Genomic DNA, 17,841 nt, shown 5'->3' with positions numbered 1-17,841 from the left:
GAAGTAGGGTGAAAGGGGGAAGAAGAAAAGTAAGGGTAGCGGCAATGGAGATTGTTTACCGTTCAGACCTCTGCGGCGATGCGGTGGAGGATTTATTAAAGGAGATAAGTAAGAGATTAAAAATTACAGGCGCGAACCTCTCCTATCTCATTCGCTTAATAGAAGAATTGATTAAGAATCGGAAGAAGATTGATAAGGTAATAAAGAAGAACTTAAAAGATTGGAAGCTTAATCGCCTCCATTTGTTAGAAAGGGCAATTCTCCGGGTAGCCACTTGTGAACTTCTCTATTTTCCCGACATCCCCCCAAAAGTGGTGATTGATGAAGCGATTGAAATCGCCAAAGAATATACCGACGATGCCGGAAGGAGATTCATCAATGGGGTATTAAATGGCATCTACCAGAATACTATTGGAAAGAATGAAGATCGCAATCATCTCTGACATCCATGCCAACTGGGAGGCATTAGAAGTAGTTCTAAATTATATTAAAGAGGCTAAGTGCTCCTCAGTTATCTGTTGTGGAGATGTCGTTGGGTATGGTGCCAACCCTTATGAATGTTTATCTTCCTTAGCCAAAATTAAAAATCTCCATATCGTTTTAGGAAATCATGATGCCGGGGTCTTAGATAAAACCCCGATCCGATATTTTAACGAAGTTGCCCAGGAGGCAATTATTTGGACCAAAAGGCACTTAAATAAAGAAGCCTTTGCCTATCTTGCCCCCTTGCGCCTCAAAGAACGTTTCCCTCCTTTCTACATCTGCCACGCTTCACCCCATTCTCCCGAGAGTTGGGAGTACATATTTTCTCTGGAAGAGGCGAAATATCAATTTCGTTTTTTTACCGAACCGATCTGTGTCATCGGTCACACCCACATCCCTTTTGCTGTTGAGAAAAGTGACCGAAACTATCGGTTAATCAGAGAAGAGGAATTTTTAATTGAAGATGGTAAGCGGTATCTGATAAATGTCGGGAGTGTTGGGCAGCCCCGGGATGGCAATCCCTGCGCCACCTTCGGTATTTATGACCAAAATCGGAAGAGTTTTAAGTTTATCAAATTAAAATACGATATCAAAACCGCCGCCCAAAAGATATTGGAGGCCGGGCTACCGAGAGTTTTAGCGGAAAGACTCTTTCTTGGTCGCTAATCTTTAATCTTAACCGCTTTTATCCTCTCCTTATTGAAGGGTGTTTTAAGTTCAAAAAAGTAGATGCCTGATTTCAAACCGTTAGGAATCCTTACCAAACCGGATTTTCCCTCCCCGGAATAGACAGTTTGAATGTGTTGTCCGCTGGCATTATAAAGTTCAATCCGTAGAGGAAGGGAGAATGGTAGACAGAAGGATATTATCCCGTCCTTAGAGAAGGGATTGGAATTAAGAGATAAAAATCTCTTCATCTCTTTTTGGGTTAACTCTTCCTTCTTTTCTTCCTCTAACCCGTAAGGGAGTTGTTCACCAAAGTAGAGAAGAATTCTTCTCAAAAGTTCCGGTTTCTGGACATACCGGCTGGTGTAATTTACCGCTTCAAATGGGAAAGCGAAATAAACCAATTTATAACTTCCTTCGTATCTAATTCCGGCATAGGATGTCGGTGTGCCGCGGTAGTAGTGAGTAGCAATTGCCCCCCCGGTTGGGTTTATCACATCATTGGTTCTCCCGTTATTGGCACCACCCGAACCACCAACGACAATTGAATCACCGCCCCCGATTGGGTCACCGGAGACACCGTAAATATAAATCACCCCCGAATGATTTGCCACATATTGCGCTTTCAGATAATTGGTGTAGAAGGGTTCGCTTCCGATATGCTGACCGATATTTGCTCCGGAGATAAAGAGTTTACCTCCATTATCCAGGTAGTTTTGTAAGACCGTCCTTTCCTGAGCGGTGAGGCTCGTTGTGCTATCTAAGCCGGTCCACCAGATGACTACTGGGTAACGCCTTAAGGTTTCCGCAGCAGGAACACCTTGGGTAGCAATTTCGTGTAATTTGTAGAGAACCGCTAAGGAGTCACAGGCCGCCTTATACCATCGTTCGTAATTCTGCCCCGCATCGTCATCAACCAAAATTACCCGCGGGAAACCACAAGTGATATTTAGGGTATCAATTAGATATAAAGAGCGGGGATTTGAGTTTTTAGTCATTAAAAATTTCACTTTTTGGGGTGGGGCGGCTGCCTGTAAGCGGAAGACAAATGAATCCTGGGAGCAAGAGCCTGTGCCTCCTGCTGGAATATTGGGAAAACTGGCGGAATTTTTCATAATCTCCATAAATGGGTTACTGGTTGTCAGATGAGCGGTAATATTTTCCGCATTCTGCCAACCACTGGCATTTTTTAAGGTGACGATTAGAGCGCAGATTTCGCCGGGTTCGGGTACACCATTATTATTCCCACTGGCATCGTTAATCCGGAAATCCAAAACCGTAAGGTGGCACCAAACCGAGGAGAGGATTGCTTTACCAACATTAATCCGCCCGTGTCCCAAAAGTCCTTGTGCATAAAGGGTATCAGGCATAGGGTCACAGGTTAAGAAGATTTTTGTTGTACACTCATCGTTAGTCATCGCCGGAAAAGCGGCTTTCATTAAGGCGGCTTGACCAGCAACGCAAGGGGAAGACATTGATGTTCCATCATAGGCACCGTAACCATTGTTATTGGTTGTCGTTAAAACACCACTCCCAGGGGCGGAGACATCAACCCAATCCGCATAATTTGACTGTTGGCCGCCTCCCCAAACCGAATGCCAATCGTTACGGTCACTGGCCGCAGTGGCAATTACATGTTCGTAACAGGCAGGATAACGGGGTGCCCCGCCGGAATACTCATTACCAGCGGAGGCGGAGATGACACAACCCGACTCCCAGGCGAACTGAATTGCGGAATTGACTTGCGGGATATAACTGCTACCACCCCAACTGTTAGAAATGGCAAAGGCACCATTCTGGGCGGCATAAATGATGCCAGAAATTGCCGGAAAGATATAAATATAACCACCAGTTCCGCAGCGGAGATTCATCCCTCGCACTTGCCAACCAACTGATGCTACACCAACTCCATTGTCGGTTCGGGCACAGGCAATACCGTGGCAGATTGTTCCGTGGTCGCTACCGGGGTCCGGCATCGGATTTGGTTCCCCATCGACCATATCAAAGCCAATCACATCGTCATAATAGCCATTATCATCTTGATCAACACCATCTAAATCACCTTCCGGTGGTGGAAAGGTATCAAAACGACCATTACCATTCAAGTCTTCAGCCCGGTTTACCCAGAAACTCCCGATTAAATCTTGATGGCCATAATCAACCCCTTGGTCAATGACGACAAGAGTCACATTGGTATCACCAGTAGTGAAGTCCCAGGCTTCCGGACACATCATCCTGGGTAGATGCCATTGGTTGCCGAAGAGGGGATCATTGGGAATCCTATCTACGGGAAAGCCGTAATTGGGTAAAACATCTTTTACCTCTTTTAGCGCCTTATACTCCTTAATCACCTTTTCTATTTCAATTTCCTTATCGGCAAAAATAAAGAGATATAAGAGGTCAAGATTATACTTTTCTACGAGGGGGGTAATTTTCCGGGCAGCGGGGCGAGCCGCGATTACCGAATATTTCCGATTTAACTCATCCACCTTGGGTAAACCAGTGAGGATGATGCCGTCAGAAAAAGAGAGGGAGTTATTCTTTTCCCGGGACAACTGGGCACGAACCTCGGGTGCAAACTCCACAATAATTTCACCCGGAGAGTAAATTTCTTTTCCCCATAAAGAAAAGGAAACGAGAAAAAATAAAAATACTAATATCTGTTTCATATCTCCTCCTAACTTTTTGATTATAAAGCAAAAGAGAAAAATGTCAACGCCAACTTCTCTTGTTGCTTTTAATCTTCCAATTCCTCAAACATATCCTTTTCCGCCCCACACTCCGGGCAGACCCAGTTATCCGGCAAATTCTCAAATGGGGTATTGGGTGGAATTCCGTTATCTGGGTCCCCCTTTTGGGGGTCGTAGATATAACCACAAATTGTGCATTGCCACTTTTTCATATCTACTCCTTTTCCTTTACTTTTTCCCCACACTTTGGACAACACTTATCTTTTTGGGAAACGAGTTGACCACAAGAGCAGAGAAAGAATGCCATCCCGCAGGTCTGGCAGATCAGGTCATCATAAAAGATTTCTTGCTGGCAAAATGGACATTGACATTTCTCTTTTCTCTTCATATCCCTAACCCTCCCTTTTGCTTTTTTCCTGTTTTTTCAAGTAATCTTCAATCGCCTTGTGGAGGGCATCCGCCCCCAAATTTGAGCAATGGAGTTTATTGGGAGGCAGACCCCCCAACTCTTTGGCGACCATATCCCGAGTAATTTTTAATGCTTCTTCAATTGTTTTTCCTTTCGCCATTTCGGAGACGATACTGGAGACCGCAATCGCCGCCCCACAACCGAAGGTCTTAAACTTCACATCAACTAAGACACCATCCTTCACTTTGATATAAAAGGTCATCATATCGCCACAGACCGGATTGCCAACTTCCCCAACGCCATCTGCATCCGGAATCTCTCCGACATTCCTTGGGTTTTTGAAATGCTCAATTACCTTTTCTGAATACATCCTATTCCTCCTTTTCCGCCTCAGGCGGACAATTTCTCTTTTAAGTATTTAGCATAAAGAGGGGACATCTCTCTCAATCTTCCGACGATGGGGGGAAATTTTTCTAAAAGGTAGAAGATGTCTTCTTCGGTATTCTCTTCTCCCAAAGTGAAAATGATGGAACCTTGGGCTAAAGCAGGTTCAATCCCGAGGGCGGCGAGGACATGGGATGATTTTAGAGTTTGGGAAGTACAGGCGGAACCAGAGGCAGCAGCAATCCCTTCTTCGTCTAAGAAGAGAAGCATCGCTTCCCCTTCAATGAATTCCACGCAAAAACTACAATGGTTCGGCAAACGGATTGTCGGATGACCAGTAAGATAAACCCGTTCCATCCGGGAAGGGATTTCTCGGATTAGGGTATCCCTTAATGGTTTTAACTTTTTCTCCCTATTTTCCATTTCCCTTTTGGCAATGAGAGCAGCTTTCCCCATTCCGATAATTCCCAAAAGATTCTCCGTCCCCGCTCTCTTCCCTCCTTCCTGGCTACCCCCTTCAATTAAGGGGGAAATTCTTACACCTTTTTTAAGATAAAGCGCACCCACCCCTTTCGGTCCGTAAAAGGTATGGGCGGAAAGGCTGAGGGCGGAGATCTTAATTTCTTTCACATCAATTTTTAGAATACCAGCACCGGCTACCGCATCGGTATGAAAGAAAATCTTATGCTCCTCAGCAATCTTTCCGATTTCGGCAATCGGTTGGATGGTGCCGATCTCATTGGAGGCAGATTGGATGGTGATTAAAATCGTATCTTTCTTTATCGCCTTCTTCACCTCCTCTGGGTCAATCAGACCGTATTTATCAACTGGGAGAAAGGTTATCGAAAATCCGTCTTTGGCTAATCGCCGTAAGGGGTTAATAATGGAAAGATGTTCAATCGGTGAAGATATGATATGCTTTCCTCTTCCCTCATAGGTTTCCGCAATTCCCTTTATCAGCCAATTATTACTCTCTGCTCCCGAAGAAGTGAAAAAGATCTCCTCTGGTTCGGCATTGATTAAATCTGCCACCTCTCTTCTTGCTTCGGCTAAGGCTTCTTTTGCCTGACGCCCTTCGTAATAAATTGTCTGGGGATTGCCGAAGAGGTCTAAATTTTCTATTAGAACCTTTTTCACTTCGGGATGGAGTTTAGTTGTCGCCTGGTGGTCCAAATAGACCCTTCTCATTTAAGGTCCTAAATGTTCCAAAGAAAATTTCTTAAAGGAATCATAATCGGCGAAGGTATTGATTAAATCGTATTCCGCTTTTAAGAGGAAATAGTGCCCCTTTTCCATACTGGCAAGATAGGAAAAAACCTTTCTCGTATTTTCCTCTTCGGATTTTTCTTCGGCGGACTTGTAGAATTCTTCGGAGGCGAGTTCGGCGGCCATCGCCTTCTCTAAAAGATAGGAAAGAGAGATTTTCCCCTTTAAGGGAATTTTGGGCAAAGGGGCGATACTTTTTTTAGGAAGACGCAGGGGGATTTTGGGGAAAGCCTTTTGGTAAAGGGAAGTGAGAAGGCGGAGGTGCTTTTCCTCTTCCCCTTTCAGAAATTCCAATTTTTCCCGTAAGGGTGCCATATCTTTTTTTAACCGATTTTTCAACCTTTCGTAATAATCCCGAGCCGAAATCTCGGAGCGGATCGCTATCCCGTAAACTTCTAAGGGTGTTAGTTCTCTCATCTTTCTCCCTCCACGGTAAACTCTCTTATGCCAAACCAAAAACCGGTCTTGGTGATATTATCAATCTCCGCTTGGATTAAATCGTAGTGGGCAATTTCCATCTCTTCCAGCCTTTGCCAAAATTTGCGGGCAAACTCATCTTCCGCCTTATTTTTTTCTCCCCGGTAGAATTTTATCGCGGACTCTTCCAACTTTAAGGCAACTCTTAAAGCGGTTAAGTCATCAACGCCTTTTTCCCCTTCCGTTTCTATCTCCTTCCCTGAGAGTCTGGGGACCAAATTTTCCACTTCGGAGACCGGAATTTCGTAAGGACACCACTGGTCTTTCCTTTCTAAGGAAATAAGTTCGGCGGATAAACCTTCCATATGTTCAAACTCATCCATTGCCAACCGGATAAACATATCTTTTCCTTTGGGATTTTTCGTCTGGTAGGCAAATCGTAAATAAGTGATAAGCGCCTTCTTCTCTTCACCAATGGCGAATAGGATTGGTTGACAAACTTCTCTCATCTTTCAATACTTGACTAAAATCTCACCTAACTTCTTAATGTGCGACCTCTCTTCGGCGATAATCTCCTGAACGATTTTCTGGTCTTCTTCTTTCACCAAACCCAAAATTTCATGATAGAAAAGGATCGTCTCTTTTTCAAACCGGATAGCATATTCCAGAATCTCCTTCGGTTCTTTTGCCTTTTCGGTCTGTTTTATCACCTTCTCACTCCCGGTAAAGAAATGGGAATCAGTAATCACTTGAAGATAAGGTTGGATTTCCTCCCACTTCCCAGGAAGGGAGTAAGGAGAAGCCTTTATCCTTTCTCCCAATTCCCGAAACCGCCTTTCGTGCTTCAACTCTTCGTTAGCCAAAAAAGAGAATAAATCTTTCATTTCCGGGTCTTTTGTCCTTTTCGCCACTTCTTCGTAATAAACCCTCCCGGCTTTTTCCACAGCAATAGCCATTTCAATTACTTCGATTAGAGAGAAAAAGGTTGGCATTTTTCCTTCCTTTTATTTTTTATTATTAAAATGTATTATAAATGAGAAATACGAAAAGTCAACGCGACACCCTTTTATCCTTTCCTGCCTCAGTCCAAAAGGATAACCTTTATAAATTTTTTCCTTTCTTCATCCCCCCTGAGGAAGTAAATTCCTTCTGGGAGGGTATTTAAGAATCCTTCTTCTCTATTGTCTCTCAGGAGGAGTCTACCGGTTCGGTCATAGATTTCATTAAGAAAGAATTTCATCTTAGTATCTCTCTTTAAGAAGAGAGTTGGGCAAAGTGGTTGCCTTGAAATCCTCCTTCTATCCTCCGGAGTAATACTTCGCTCGGTAATCTTGAAAAGATAGACAAGGGTCTCCTTGGGTGCGGCAACAATTATATCCCCTTCCCTATCCAAATCAATCTCAAACCAGGGATATCCGGCAGTGAAAGTGGAGCCTAAAAGGTAGGGGAATACCCAGATTGATTCTCCTTCTGGGCTAAATTTCCATACCTCCATAAATATAGTATCATAAGGATATGGACGATGAACCTTTAAGCCGGCGGTGAATATATTCCCTGCGGTATCGGTCACACAGGAAGAGAAGCCGGAGACCCATACCCTCCTTCTATCAAACCATCTCCACAGAGTGTTACCCCGGGGGTCATACTTAAATAGAAAGGTGTAGACACTGGTAGGAGGATAACCTGTCTCTTCTCCCGGCAGGATGACATTTCCGAATTTATCTACATTAAGTTACATTGAGTTCGCCAACAAGATAATTGTGATGGATTGTATCATCACAATACACCACCCAGAGGCTATCACCATCTTTAGAATATTTATATACCTGAGGATACCAAGAGCGGGGAATTCCTAAAATTCCCCGCTCTCCCCCAACTATCACATTAAGGGAATCATCAGAACAGATACCAGTTGGGCAATCAGGTCCCCATTGGGAGGTGAAAGTTTTCACCCATTTAATTTCGCCATCCGGAGAGAGTTTATAAGTGAGCCACATACTTTTATAAGTTCCGGGTATATTGCCTGTAACTAAGATATTATTTTGATTATCAACCCCTACATCAGTAAGGTAAGCCAGAGAATCGGGGTGGAACCCAATCAGTCGCTTCCATAAGGTCTCTCCCTCCGGTGTCCATTTCATTATTACCCAGCTATCATGATGAGTAGGGGCTCCGTATCCTCCGACGATTATGCTGTCCCCACCATCCAAATCTATCCTTGGTCCACGTGAGCTATCGCCAAAGTTTATCCTCCTTTCCCATAACAATTCTCCGCTTAAACTATATTTCCTAAGATAAGGATAGGCGACGACAACTATATTACTTCTACTGTCAACCGCAATATCGGGTCTTGTAACAATTGCTCTAAAAGTCCTAATCCAAACTATCTCTTGAGCAACCGCTAAGGAGATGAAAAAGAGGAGAATTGAATACCTTTTCATCTTTCCATAACCCCTTCTTTTTAACTATCGCAAAAGGATAGTTTTCTTAATCTCCCGAAAGTCTCCGGTTGATAGACGATAGAAGTAGACCCCCGGTGGTAATTCTCTTTCTCTTGCGTCTCTTCCATCCCAATTCAAATTATAATTACCCGGCCTCATCCTTTCGCTAAGCAAAATTCTCGCCTCTCTTCCGGAGGCATTATAGATTAAAAGTGAGACATAGGTTTCTTTGGGAATAGAGAAGGGGATTTTCGTTAAACCCTTAAATGGGTTCGGTCTATTCTGATATAAAGCCGGCCCTAAAATCTTTCCAGTTTTAAGACCCTGACCACCACCTGGCAGGGATTCTGGAATACTTACCTCATAAACCTTTAATAAGTCAGCAATTAAGGCATAAGTACCAACAATCCTTTCAATCTCTTTTCTTATCGCCAAGTCATTCTCATAGGTCTCTTTTGGGATGATGATATTTAATGTCTCCGGGATATGATGAACCTCTTCCCGCCAAATTCTTGGTGTCTCCTTATAGACGACCGCCCTTAAAAGATAACTTGCCTTTGGGTTAAGATAGGGAAGGTTATAAATCAAAGAAGAAGAACTGTAATCACAAGTAAACTCACCATAGTTGATTGCGCCGTCCCTCTGTTTGCAATAAGGCGAAACCACGCTATCGCCAACGGCGACGGAAATATATTCTGTCGCTACCGACGAGGTTGGGGTATATTCATATCTTCTAAATCTAACCTCATATAAAGTTTCCGGAATAATTTCTTCGGTCCAGATTGCATTTATTACTACCTTCGGGTCAATTATGATTGCCCCATCAGAAGCAGAAACAGCTGGTGGCTCAACTGAAATATGGGGATATTTTGATGAGTTCTCGGTCTCACTCATATTTACCAGAGAGCCTTTAATCCAAGCGATGACCTCATAATTCAAGGAATCAATCTCCTCCTGCCAGGCAATAACATCAGGGGTTGAGATAACCGGATAGTCTGACTCTTTATCTGGACTTTGGCTTATATTCTCAATCCCTGACCAGCCCGGCGGCCAGGTTGGAAGAGAAGATTGAGCGAGATTTCTTATCCTTTTATAAATCTCACCCAGTTCTCCTTCCTTCCAAGCCACGATCACATATTCACCATAGGCTTCAACCGTTGGATTTTCCGATATAACCTCAGGCGATTCTGAGATATTATAAATATCCGACCAGATAAGTTCATTACTTGAATCCTTCTCACCGAACCGATAGTAGATTTCACCTTCTTTTTCCTAAACGATATGGATAATATCACCAGGGGTAATGGCGATTGACGGAGATTTTAGACCAATACCACCCACAACCTCTTCTGGTTCTGATCCTATATCTTCATTCACATTAAAGATAGATAAGTAGATTTTTCCTGTCCCTTCTGAGAGGTTCTTTATCGGGAAGATACAGTAAGAATAGTCAGTGAATTCCGGTAGATAAGTTTGAGTAATTACTGGTGGACCTGGTTTTATATTCCCATCACCACCAAAAACAACCGTCTTATGCCAGGTATTATCAGAGTTTAAGGTCTTACAGAATACCGTATCATTTTTCAGATAAGTAATTCTCGGCATCCTAGAATAATCAAGCGCAAGGGAGGGGTAAGAGCCGGAATCAATTTCTATAACATCTCCCCAGCTCGCGCCCTTATCGGTAGATTTCCGATAGACGATATCTTCTCCGGTATTATAGACGATGTGGAAATTTCCGTTACCTGGATCAATTGCGAACAACTCTCCTTGATTTGGATAGGTTGCCTTCTCACAAGTTACATTGGTCGGTATAATCTCGGCTATTCCCTCATAAGGAATCGTATTCAGTTTACTCACGGTCACATATATCCTACCCGGACTAAGTTCCGCAGGAAGGATAAAATTTACTTTTCCGTATCTATCAGTATATTTGCAAGAAATATAATTATCGTTCTCTTTCCAGAGACAGACAACGGCATATTGGCAGGGGAGACCGTCTCTGGTATTAACGACAAAAACTAAAAATGTCCTTCCGGGGATGGCAAATCTACTATGTTCCGCGAGAAGTCGGGTCTGCCTCCCTACCCTCACCTCCATACTGGCATCACCAAAGAGGTGCCAGGTTTTAGCTGTGTAAGCCCCCTGAGGGAAATTATGCTGGAGCATACTAAACACTCCCCAATAAGTAACCTTTCCCAGAGTGCGCGGGAAGTAGATACTCCCCGGGTCGCAAGTTAAGGAAAAGATTGCCACACTATCTGCCCATATCGGTTCTACCCATGGCTGTGGAGCCGATGAGCCCCAAAATCTAACAGCCCCTCTCATTCCGGGTTGTTGAAGCCATGCTTCGGCAAAACAGGGGTTATAACTGAACTGCCCAACATCACAGGCAACAGAGAAGATAATGGGAAGGAGATAGGGGTTCTGTTGGGTATTCACATCTTCTATACTGAATACCGGGTTAACAGGAGGGTCTCGGAAGAACCATTTGGTCGGGTCACCATGACCCAGAAAGTTTAAAAAACCTCTACCATTTTCCAATATCTGTTTGACATTACTTGGAATAGCCGCGTAGTCATAGAGTTTATCAACGAGTCTGTATTTCCGGAAGAGCCTTTCTCTCATATTATTTTTATGGACCGAGTCAGGTATAGGGTGTGATGAACCACCGCTTTGGTGGCTTGCCATTACCAGCGCCTTTTCCGTCCAGTCAAGAGAGGAGGGAAGCGGTGAAAGTCTCTCATAGTAGAGAATCTTATCAATCTGGTTTCTTATCTCCTGGATGGTCATTCCGGAGATTCAGGAGATGAAGGCATCAGGATACGGGTCCTCAGAGTTCGGATATATAATAACATAGCGTGGGTCGGAGAGCCAACCTTCCTCCCTCAAAGATGGGATATGGGTTAAGTCACCGATAAACAAGAAGTAGTCAACACCTGCCAGGTACTGGTCGTAGATATAATTTTTGATGTAGTCAGCGGTTGGGTAAGATACACTGTGAACCTCTCGGACGATGATTCCTTTTTTCATCTTCCATTCCCTTAAACGCATCGCTTCATTGTAAAATGCGTAATGGGTTATTATCGTCATCCTTATGCCGTGCATAAGAACCCCGTAGCGGTTTGGCGAGAAGTTTAGAAAGAGGTCATCGTAAATCTCCCAGAAACTCTCTGATATACTATCTCTATAAACCAATTGAGGTTTTTCATAGGTGACGATAACTTCAAAGTTTCTCGCTACTTTCAACCTTTTTAAGGCGGGATTATGTCGAAAAATATTCAAGCGGATGGTGATACCACGATAATCCCGAATACCAAAAGGCTCGCGTAATTCATAAGGATTAACTGGATACCATTCCCCGCTTTCGTAAATCTCGTTAAAGGTGTAAGGGATAGTTTCCGGATTAACGTTCCTTAGAAGGGAACCTTTAGAGGGGGCTACTGGTAAGATATCAAACATCACTGTATCTTCATCTAAGATTTGGCATTCGACTCCACCCTCATCTGGAATTATAACGCTCACTTCCAATTTTGGAATTTCGGGATTCCCCTTTTCCAAAGGGTAAGAGGCGGTGGGAAGGGAGATGGAAGAGAAAGATTTTCCTTCAATATACACGGTATCTAGGTAAAATCCGTAGATTGTGACGCGGAATCGGCGGCCGGATCTATCGTCACTCAGGAGGGTTATATCCAGCGATTTGTCAGATTCACCCCCCGAGGTCTATCCAACTTCCAAAGGCGATTGGATAGAGAATAAAAGGAAGCAAGAGAAAAATCAGTGAATGTTTCATTATTCACCTCCACATAAGCCTCCATAAAGGCTTATCGCTTCTACAAATTATTGTACAATAATTTTGGAAAAAATCAAGCTAAGGTTTCATTTGGCGATAATGATAAATCGGAAGGAGATTTTAGCCGAAATAAAAGCTGTACTGTTTACAGAGATCGTGACCACCCCAAGAGTCGGAAAGTTCTATCTTATCTAGAAATACCGGAGGAAATAAAGAAATGTCCGGATCAATTCCCGGAAGCGTTTCTCTAAGATACTCCTCCGGTCTCATACCATTCAATTCTTTACCGAAATGCTGTCTTTCTCTATTATAATATCTAACCGCCTTTGGCGAGACCTCGCTCCGCGGGTAGGCAAGAAGAAATAAACTCATTTTATCTTTTATCTTTTTCACATAAGGGATATAAAAATATTCGTCATCCATCCAATGACTGTCCCCCGGATTAACTCCATTTTTTCTATCGCCGGAGGGGTTTTATTAAAAGGATTTTGCATATCCCTAAGACCTTATACCCAGCCACAGGCATAAATCCTTCCCTTTCGGTTTAAGATGGATTTAGGCATAATCCTAAAGATTTTGTCAAAGTTTTTGGTAGTCCACTGCTTTGAAAAGCCTTTTGGAGTATTCCTAAAACTAGGGTCCTAGAGTAGTCATGAGCACTATTAACGCTTGCAACTTGACAGTGAGCGTTTATTAAATATAATGAAACTATGAATGTTTACGAATCGGTTTTAATAGTCTCTGGGAAATTAAGCCAAGAGACAGTGGAGGAATTGGCTAACGAGTTTAAGAATCTCTTTCTTACTTGCGGCGTGCAGGAACCGGAGATTACGAAAATTGAGAAAAAGAGATTCGCTCATCCGATAAGGAAGATAGACGAGGGTTACTACCTCTTCATCCGCTTTTCCGCCCTACCTGAGTCCTTAAAGAAGATTGAAGAAAACCTCCGACACAATGAGAAAATTCTGAGAAGTGCCTTTCTCAAGGTAGAAGGGGCATTAAAAGGATAGGAGGAGAAAATGGCAGAAATAAGATTGGGAAATCTCAATTATGTGGTCCTAATGGGACGTTCCACCCAGGATTCGGAACTCCGTTATACCCCAAAAGGGACACCGGTCTGTAATTTTCGCATTGCGATCGATGAGAATATAAAGGATAAGGAGACAGGGGAGTGGAAAAAAGTCTCCAGTTTTTTTAATGTCATCACCTACAGCCGGAGTGCGGAACTCTGTGGGGAACGAATTAAAAAGGGGAGCGCGGTCATCGTGGAAGGGAGATTAAGAAGTCGGGATTGGACCGATCAACAAGGGCAAAAGAGATATGTCGTAGAAATTATTGCCCGGCGTGTTCAGATTCTTGATAAGGTCCCACCCACCGAAGCCCCAGAAGTCCCAGAGGAGATTGAAATCCCAGAAGAGAATATTGATGATCTCCCTTTTTAATTGATAATAAAAAAAGTAATTGTCCTCTCCCGGCATAGTGTTTCTCTTTTCTCTTCTCTTAATTCAACAGGTGGTCATTAATGAAGTTATGGCCAATCCCAAAGGGAAAACCGGACCAGGCTCTCCTGAAGACCGGAATGAATTTGTTGAATTGTATAACAACTCGCAAGATACCTTTAATCTCTTAGGCTGGCGAATCTCAGATTTTGACGCCTGGGATACTATCGTTTCCTGGCGGGATTCTCTAATCTTACAAAGATACCCAAAATTAAAAATCAATACCACAATTCTCCCCCCCAAGACCTATGCCCTAATTTTGGACTTAGAATATACTCAAACCGGAAATGGAGAATATGTTATGCCCTACGACTTCCCAGAAAGTCTAATCGTGTTAACAGTTGGCAATACGACCATCGGTGATGAGTTGGCAATGAACGACTCTTTAATCCTCTATTCTCCGGATTCCTCAATCACCTCCACATTTTCCTTTCCCCGCCCAACCAAAGATGGTTTCTCCTTAGAAAGGATTCATCCCACTAAACCGGACAGTTTAGAGAACTGGATTGAATCCCTTGACAGTTCTGGCTCTACCCCCGGAAGAGAGAACTCCTCCCTCACTTATATCAACCCGGAAATCTCCAACCTGATGGTAAGAAAAAAGGAGAAGGTATCTTTCTCCGTTAGATTAAAAAATCCCTCCTATGCGGATTGTGGTTACTGGGAGGTTAGATTCCGGGTAAATGGCGCGGCCATTGGGAAAATTGTGGGGGAAAGCCTGGAACCAAAAAGGGAAACCGTGCTCTTCTTCTTTCCCGAAACTCTCCCCTCCGGCCGGTTGGAGGTCAAAGCCTCTCTCTTTTGTCCTAAGGACAAAGATACAGCCAATAACTTCTTAACTGTTTATTTTGTCAACCAAAGAGAAGAGATTCTCATTTTCCCCCCGGTCTTCTCGCCCGATAATGATGGGAAAGACGACTCCCTTTATATCTACCTCTCCTTAACCGAGGGAAGCGATTTAACGATTGAAGTCTTTAATCTTAAAGGAAGGAAGGTAAAAAGGATTTATCAAGGTAAATATGAAAAAAGTGAGGAGATTTTTTGGGACGGTCGGGATGATAATGGGAAATTATTACCCAGAGGGATTTATATTATCACCATTACCTACCAGATGGGGAGAGAGAAGAGATTTATTAAAAAGAGTTGCCTCTTGGCTGGTAAAACCAAAAGATGACTATTCCTCAGGGAGGCTATTTAAGGTATCTAAAAGCCCGGGCGTTAATTCTTCCCCATCGGTCAGCCGATAAATGGCGGATTGCACCAAGGAGACATTCCTTCCTTCAATTCTCTTCTTTTTTAATATCTCAATTATCCGTTGCAAATCTGGATCGTCCGTAACCGGACCGAAAAGATAATTGGTCGCGGCGGGGATTTCTCTTCTTCTCTGGACCCCAAAAACCGGGAGGGTATAGACCCTTTCCGAAGGAAAGGCATTAATCGGAAAATTTTTCACAATAATCATATCCTTCTTACTCTTTTCGGAAGAGAGAAAAAATAAGCCCGCCGGCAAGGTATCCATCTTTTCTGAGGAGGCTTTCACTCTTAATTCTAAAGTAAAGGCACCCGAAGGAGAATAAAGAGTATCACTACTCATTATCCCCAAGCAATCAATTCCCGAATTGAGGGAAAAGGGGCTACCAGAAGGTTGATAATCCTCTGGGGGGAAAAGGTTATCACAACTAAAAAAGAGAAGGAGGATCAGAAGAATTTTTCCCTGCTTAACCCTTTTTCTCATCTCTCCTCCTTTTTCGGGGATATTCTACTTCAATAATACTTCTCATCCCCCCCCGAATATTAAACTCGCCGCGCACCTGACACCATTTCGGCCGGCAGGCCCTCACGAAATCTTTCAGAATGCGATTCACCGCATTCTCATAGAATATTCCCAAATTCCGATAGCCGAGGATATAGTATTTTAGTGAACGGAGTTCAACACATCTCTTATTGGGGATATATCTTATCGTAATTTTGCCAAAATCGGGAAGACCGGTTCTGGGACAGATAGAGGTATATTCTGGAATCTCAATCGTAATCTCATAATTCTCAAATTGGGAAGGGAAGGTTTCAATTGTTGGCAGTTTCTCTTTTAAGCCCGCGCGGGCATGTTCTTCCGTGTAAAGTTTTCTTTTCATCAATACGCTCCTTTCCCTCTTAAAACTACCCAGAAGGTTTTTAAGAGGATATATAAGTCTAACCAGATCGACCAATTCTTCACATAATATTCATCCAATAAAAATCTCTCCTCAAATGACAAATCCGCCCTTCCGGAAATTTGCCAGAGACCGGTAATTCCTGGTTTTACCTTAGTTATCACCTCATAATACCGGCCGGCATAAGCCAACTCCTCCGGCAGATAAGGACGGGGACCAATTAAAGACATCTCCCCGGCGAAGAGATTAAAAAATTGGGGAAACTCATCAAGACTCGTCCGGCGGAGGAACTTCCCAATTTTGGTCAACCGTTTTTCATCGCCTCTCATCCTTCCCACTTCGTATCCCTTCAATTGGAGGAAATTATCGCCTTTTATCTTCCTCTCTTCCACCAGCCCTTCCCTCATCGTCCGGAACTTCCAGCAGAGAAACTTCTTTCCCCCCTCTCCCACTCGCTCCTGCTTAAAAAATACCGGACCCCGGCTCGTCAATTTCACCAAAATGACGATGAGCAGGAAAAAAGGGGAAAAGAGTAAAAAGATGATAACGGAAAAGATAATCTCCAAAACCCTTTTTAAGAAAAGGTTCGCCGGGGAGAGAAGATTATATTTCAATTTAATAAAGAGGAGTGTGCCTATCCTTTCAATCCCTGCTTCGTAGGCGGTAAGGAAAGGCTCATTAGTGAAGAGAAATATTTCCTTTATTGCCGGTGGGGAGTAAGGAATTAAATCATCTGGCTTAATCTCCTTTTTGGCGATGATTACCCCTTCTTTCTTTTCCTCCCCAATTATTACCCCTTTATCCCTCAATAATTCCCGACGGACCTTTTCCACAATCTCCCCTTCCCCGGTTAAAAATAATCTTCTGCCCCAGAGACGGAGACGAAAGAGTAAGGATTTCATAACCCAGCGCTCAAGAGGGATAAGGATTAAAGAGAAGAAGAAAGAGGTGACAATGATAAAGCGGGAAAAACCAGCAATCCTCGTGAAAAAGGCAAAACCCAAAATCGCTAAGAAGAAGATGAAAAGCCCCCGCCAAATTCTTTTTAATTCCTCCTCCGGGGTGTAAATCTTCGTATAGAGACCTTCATAAGTGAAAATGAAGAGAAAAAGTAGGAAAAAATAGTAACGGGTGGAAAAAACCGAAAAGGGGAAGGTATAGGATGATAAAAAGAAACGGTAGAAGAGATGCTTCCTTAAAAGGAAGCCAAAAAAGAAGGCGAGGGATAAAAAGAGAAAATCGCTAAAAAGAAAGAGGAGAAAGGAGAGGACTTTCCTCATTCCTTCATTCTATTAAAAAAAGAGGCGATGTCAAACTTCAAAAAGTGAAGTTCTAACCTTTTCTCCTAATTGCGTAAAAAGGGAGGCTCTATTTTTTAATGATTAATTTTTTTCTCTTTGCCAACTTGAATAAAATACATCCTTTTTTATTTCGTAATAATTATCTTTTTAGTCTGTAAGAAACTATCCGTGGCCAAGGTGCAGAAGTAAATCCCGGGAGAAATCTCCTTATCATCCCAAGTAAAGGTATAACTTCCCGGTTTCTGTTTTCCTTTGAATAGGGATTTAACAATCCGTCCGCTCGCATCCGAGATAAATAAGTTTAAATCAGATTCTTTACCTATCTGATATTTAATCTGAACC

At 43.0% G+C, this 17,841-nt stretch carries 23 protein-coding genes; 5 read left to right on the top strand and 18 right to left on the bottom strand.

Features of this window, described 5'->3' with window-relative positions:
- Window positions 1–8: 8 nt before the first annotated feature.
- A complete protein-coding gene (gene nusB, locus ABIL00_04245; protein MEO0109971.1) occupies window positions 9–443 on the top strand; it encodes a transcription antitermination factor NusB in 435 nt (144 codons plus the stop codon).
- Window positions 421–1,149 carry a metallophosphoesterase family protein gene (locus tag ABIL00_04240; protein ID MEO0109970.1) on the top strand — a complete coding sequence of 243 codons (729 nt, stop codon included), beginning with the start codon at window positions 421–423 and terminating at the stop codon, window positions 1,147–1,149. Before nusB ends, ABIL00_04240 begins: the two co-directional genes overlap by 23 nt.
- Here the strand turns inward: ABIL00_04240 and ABIL00_04235 are convergent.
- The 14 genes from ABIL00_04235 to ABIL00_04170 all read right to left on the bottom strand — a co-directional run bounded on the left by ABIL00_04235 (window position 1,146) and on the right by ABIL00_04170 (window position 12,972).
- Entirely contained in the window at window positions 1,146–3,818 is a 2,673-nt protein-coding gene (locus ABIL00_04235) for a S8 family serine peptidase (GenBank protein MEO0109969.1), read from the bottom strand. The two genes, ABIL00_04240 and ABIL00_04235, sit on opposite strands and share 4 nt — an antisense overlap.
- 68 nt (window positions 3,819–3,886) lie before the next feature.
- Window positions 3,887–4,051, bottom strand: a complete 165-nt coding sequence (gene rd / locus ABIL00_04230; GenBank protein MEO0109968.1) for a rubredoxin — start codon at window positions 4,049–4,051, stop codon at window positions 3,887–3,889.
- A gap of 2 nt (window positions 4,052–4,053) precedes the next feature.
- A complete protein-coding gene (locus tag ABIL00_04225; GenBank protein MEO0109967.1) occupies window positions 4,054–4,227 on the bottom strand; it encodes a hypothetical protein in 174 nt (57 codons plus the stop codon).
- 4 nt (window positions 4,228–4,231) lie between these two features.
- Window positions 4,232–4,618 carry a Fe-S cluster assembly scaffold protein NifU gene (gene nifU / locus ABIL00_04220; protein MEO0109966.1) on the bottom strand — a complete coding sequence of 129 codons (387 nt, stop codon included), beginning with the start codon at window positions 4,616–4,618 and terminating at the stop codon, window positions 4,232–4,234.
- 20 nt (window positions 4,619–4,638) lie between these two features.
- A complete protein-coding gene (locus ABIL00_04215) occupies window positions 4,639–5,820 on the bottom strand; it encodes a cysteine desulfurase family protein (GenBank protein MEO0109965.1) in 1,182 nt (393 codons plus the stop codon).
- A complete protein-coding gene (locus ABIL00_04210) occupies window positions 5,821–6,315 on the bottom strand; it encodes a ferritin family protein (GenBank protein MEO0109964.1) in 495 nt (164 codons plus the stop codon).
- Window positions 6,312–6,824 (bottom strand): ferritin family protein, encoded by a 513-nt coding sequence (locus ABIL00_04205; GenBank protein MEO0109963.1) that lies wholly within the window; start codon window positions 6,822–6,824, stop codon window positions 6,312–6,314. Before ABIL00_04205 ends, ABIL00_04210 begins: the two co-directional genes overlap by 4 nt.
- 3 nt (window positions 6,825–6,827) lie before the next feature.
- On the bottom strand, window positions 6,828–7,307 hold the full coding sequence (locus ABIL00_04200) for a ferritin family protein (GenBank protein MEO0109962.1): 480 nt from the start codon (window positions 7,305–7,307) through the stop codon (window positions 6,828–6,830).
- Between the two features lie 89 nt (window positions 7,308–7,396).
- A complete protein-coding gene (locus ABIL00_04195) occupies window positions 7,397–7,885 on the bottom strand; it encodes a T9SS type A sorting domain-containing protein (GenBank protein ID MEO0109961.1) in 489 nt (162 codons plus the stop codon).
- Window positions 7,886–8,042: 157 nt separating this feature from the next.
- On the bottom strand, window positions 8,043–8,756 hold the full coding sequence (locus ABIL00_04190; protein MEO0109960.1) for a hypothetical protein: 714 nt from the start codon (window positions 8,754–8,756) through the stop codon (window positions 8,043–8,045).
- Window positions 8,757–8,780: 24 nt separating this feature from the next.
- Entirely contained in the window at window positions 8,781–9,890 is a 1,110-nt protein-coding gene (locus ABIL00_04185) for a T9SS type A sorting domain-containing protein (GenBank protein ID MEO0109959.1), read from the bottom strand.
- Between the two features lie 138 nt (window positions 9,891–10,028).
- On the bottom strand, window positions 10,029–11,549 hold the full coding sequence (locus tag ABIL00_04180; protein ID MEO0109958.1) for a C25 family cysteine peptidase: 1,521 nt from the start codon (window positions 11,547–11,549) through the stop codon (window positions 10,029–10,031).
- A 9-nt stretch (window positions 11,550–11,558) separates the two neighbouring features.
- Window positions 11,559–12,437 (bottom strand): C25 family peptidase propeptide domain-containing protein, encoded by an 879-nt coding sequence (locus tag ABIL00_04175; GenBank protein ID MEO0109957.1) that lies wholly within the window; start codon window positions 12,435–12,437, stop codon window positions 11,559–11,561.
- A 232-nt stretch (window positions 12,438–12,669) separates the two neighbouring features.
- Window positions 12,670–12,972 carry a hypothetical protein gene (locus tag ABIL00_04170; protein MEO0109956.1) on the bottom strand — a complete coding sequence of 101 codons (303 nt, stop codon included), beginning with the start codon at window positions 12,970–12,972 and terminating at the stop codon, window positions 12,670–12,672.
- A gap of 287 nt (window positions 12,973–13,259) precedes the next feature.
- On the opposite strand from ABIL00_04170, the gene rpsF reads away from it, so the two are divergent.
- Genes rpsF through ABIL00_04155 form a run of 3 tightly spaced genes read left to right on the top strand, consistent with a single transcriptional unit; the run spans window position 13,260 to window position 15,222 of the window.
- Window positions 13,260–13,559, top strand: coding sequence for a 30S ribosomal protein S6 (gene rpsF, locus ABIL00_04165; GenBank protein MEO0109955.1), 300 nt, complete (start codon window positions 13,260–13,262; stop codon window positions 13,557–13,559).
- 9 nt (window positions 13,560–13,568) lie between these two features.
- The gene (ssb, locus tag ABIL00_04160; protein ID MEO0109954.1) at window positions 13,569–13,991 is read left to right on the top strand and encodes a single-stranded DNA-binding protein; all 423 of its coding nucleotides are present in this window, start codon (window positions 13,569–13,571) and stop codon (window positions 13,989–13,991) included.
- Between the two features lie 37 nt (window positions 13,992–14,028).
- The gene (locus tag ABIL00_04155) at window positions 14,029–15,222 is read left to right on the top strand and encodes a lamin tail domain-containing protein (GenBank protein MEO0109953.1); all 1,194 of its coding nucleotides are present in this window, start codon (window positions 14,029–14,031) and stop codon (window positions 15,220–15,222) included.
- On the opposite strand, the gene ABIL00_04150 is transcribed toward ABIL00_04155, so the two are convergent.
- From ABIL00_04150 to ABIL00_04135, 4 genes are all read right to left on the bottom strand, one after another.
- The gene (locus ABIL00_04150; protein MEO0109952.1) at window positions 15,223–15,783 is read right to left on the bottom strand and encodes a hypothetical protein; all 561 of its coding nucleotides are present in this window, start codon (window positions 15,781–15,783) and stop codon (window positions 15,223–15,225) included.
- Complete coding sequence (queF, locus tag ABIL00_04145) at window positions 15,767–16,180, bottom strand: preQ(1) synthase (protein MEO0109951.1); 414 nt, start codon at window positions 16,178–16,180, stop codon at window positions 15,767–15,769. The genes ABIL00_04150 and queF overlap by 17 nt, the downstream gene beginning before the upstream one ends.
- A complete protein-coding gene (locus ABIL00_04140) occupies window positions 16,180–17,478 on the bottom strand; it encodes a sugar transferase (protein ID MEO0109950.1) in 1,299 nt (432 codons plus the stop codon). The genes queF and ABIL00_04140 overlap by 1 nt, the downstream gene beginning before the upstream one ends.
- A gap of 146 nt (window positions 17,479–17,624) precedes the next feature.
- A partial coding sequence (locus ABIL00_04135; protein MEO0109949.1) for a T9SS type A sorting domain-containing protein occupies window positions 17,625–17,841 on the bottom strand: 217 nt, incomplete at its 5' end.

It is taken from the genome of candidate division WOR-3 bacterium, assembly GCA_039801905.1.
GTDB lineage: Bacteria > Hydrothermota > Tepidihabitantia > Tepidihabitantales > JBDRVQ01 > JBDRVQ01.
Note: the sequence above shows the minus strand (reverse complement) of the source record. Positions and strands in the feature narration are given on the sequence as shown.

What these genes read in the sequence shown, in the direction of transcription:
- ABIL00_04240 (MEO0109970.1), top strand. Translation starts at nt 421, where the DNA reads ATGAAGATCGCAATCATCTCTGACATCCATGCCAACTGGGAGGCATTA.
- queF (MEO0109951.1), bottom strand. Translation starts at nt 16,180, where the DNA reads ATGAAAAGAAAACTTTACACGGAAGAACATGCCCGCGCGGGCTTAAAA.
- ABIL00_04190 (MEO0109960.1), bottom strand. Translation starts at nt 8,756, where the DNA reads ATGAAAAGGTATTCAATTCTCCTCTTTTTCATCTCCTTAGCGGTTGCT.
- ABIL00_04205 (MEO0109963.1), bottom strand. Translation starts at nt 6,824, where the DNA reads ATGAGAGAAGTTTGTCAACCAATCCTATTCGCCATTGGTGAAGAGAAG.
- ABIL00_04140 (MEO0109950.1), bottom strand. Translation starts at nt 17,478, where the DNA reads ATGAGGAAAGTCCTCTCCTTTCTCCTCTTTCTTTTTAGCGATTTTCTC.
- ABIL00_04150 (MEO0109952.1), bottom strand. Translation starts at nt 15,783, where the DNA reads ATGAGAAAAAGGGTTAAGCAGGGAAAAATTCTTCTGATCCTCCTTCTC.
- ABIL00_04200 (MEO0109962.1), bottom strand. Translation starts at nt 7,307, where the DNA reads ATGCCAACCTTTTTCTCTCTAATCGAAGTAATTGAAATGGCTATTGCT.
- ABIL00_04210 (MEO0109964.1), bottom strand. Translation starts at nt 6,315, where the DNA reads ATGAGAGAACTAACACCCTTAGAAGTTTACGGGATAGCGATCCGCTCC.
- ABIL00_04225 (MEO0109967.1), bottom strand. Translation starts at nt 4,227, where the DNA reads ATGAAGAGAAAAGAGAAATGTCAATGTCCATTTTGCCAGCAAGAAATC.
- ABIL00_04170 (MEO0109956.1), bottom strand. Translation starts at nt 12,972, where the DNA reads ATGGATGACGAATATTTTTATATCCCTTATGTGAAAAAGATAAAAGAT.
- rd (MEO0109968.1), bottom strand. Translation starts at nt 4,051, where the DNA reads ATGAAAAAGTGGCAATGCACAATTTGTGGTTATATCTACGACCCCCAA.
- ABIL00_04180 (MEO0109958.1), bottom strand. Translation starts at nt 11,549, where the DNA reads ATGACCATCCAGGAGATAAGAAACCAGATTGATAAGATTCTCTACTAT.
- rpsF (MEO0109955.1), top strand. Translation starts at nt 13,260, where the DNA reads ATGAATGTTTACGAATCGGTTTTAATAGTCTCTGGGAAATTAAGCCAA.
- nifU (MEO0109966.1), bottom strand. Translation starts at nt 4,618, where the DNA reads ATGTATTCAGAAAAGGTAATTGAGCATTTCAAAAACCCAAGGAATGTC.
- ABIL00_04215 (MEO0109965.1), bottom strand. Translation starts at nt 5,820, where the DNA reads ATGAGAAGGGTCTATTTGGACCACCAGGCGACAACTAAACTCCATCCC.
- ABIL00_04235 (MEO0109969.1), bottom strand. Translation starts at nt 3,818, where the DNA reads ATGAAACAGATATTAGTATTTTTATTTTTTCTCGTTTCCTTTTCTTTA.
- ssb (MEO0109954.1), top strand. Translation starts at nt 13,569, where the DNA reads ATGGCAGAAATAAGATTGGGAAATCTCAATTATGTGGTCCTAATGGGA.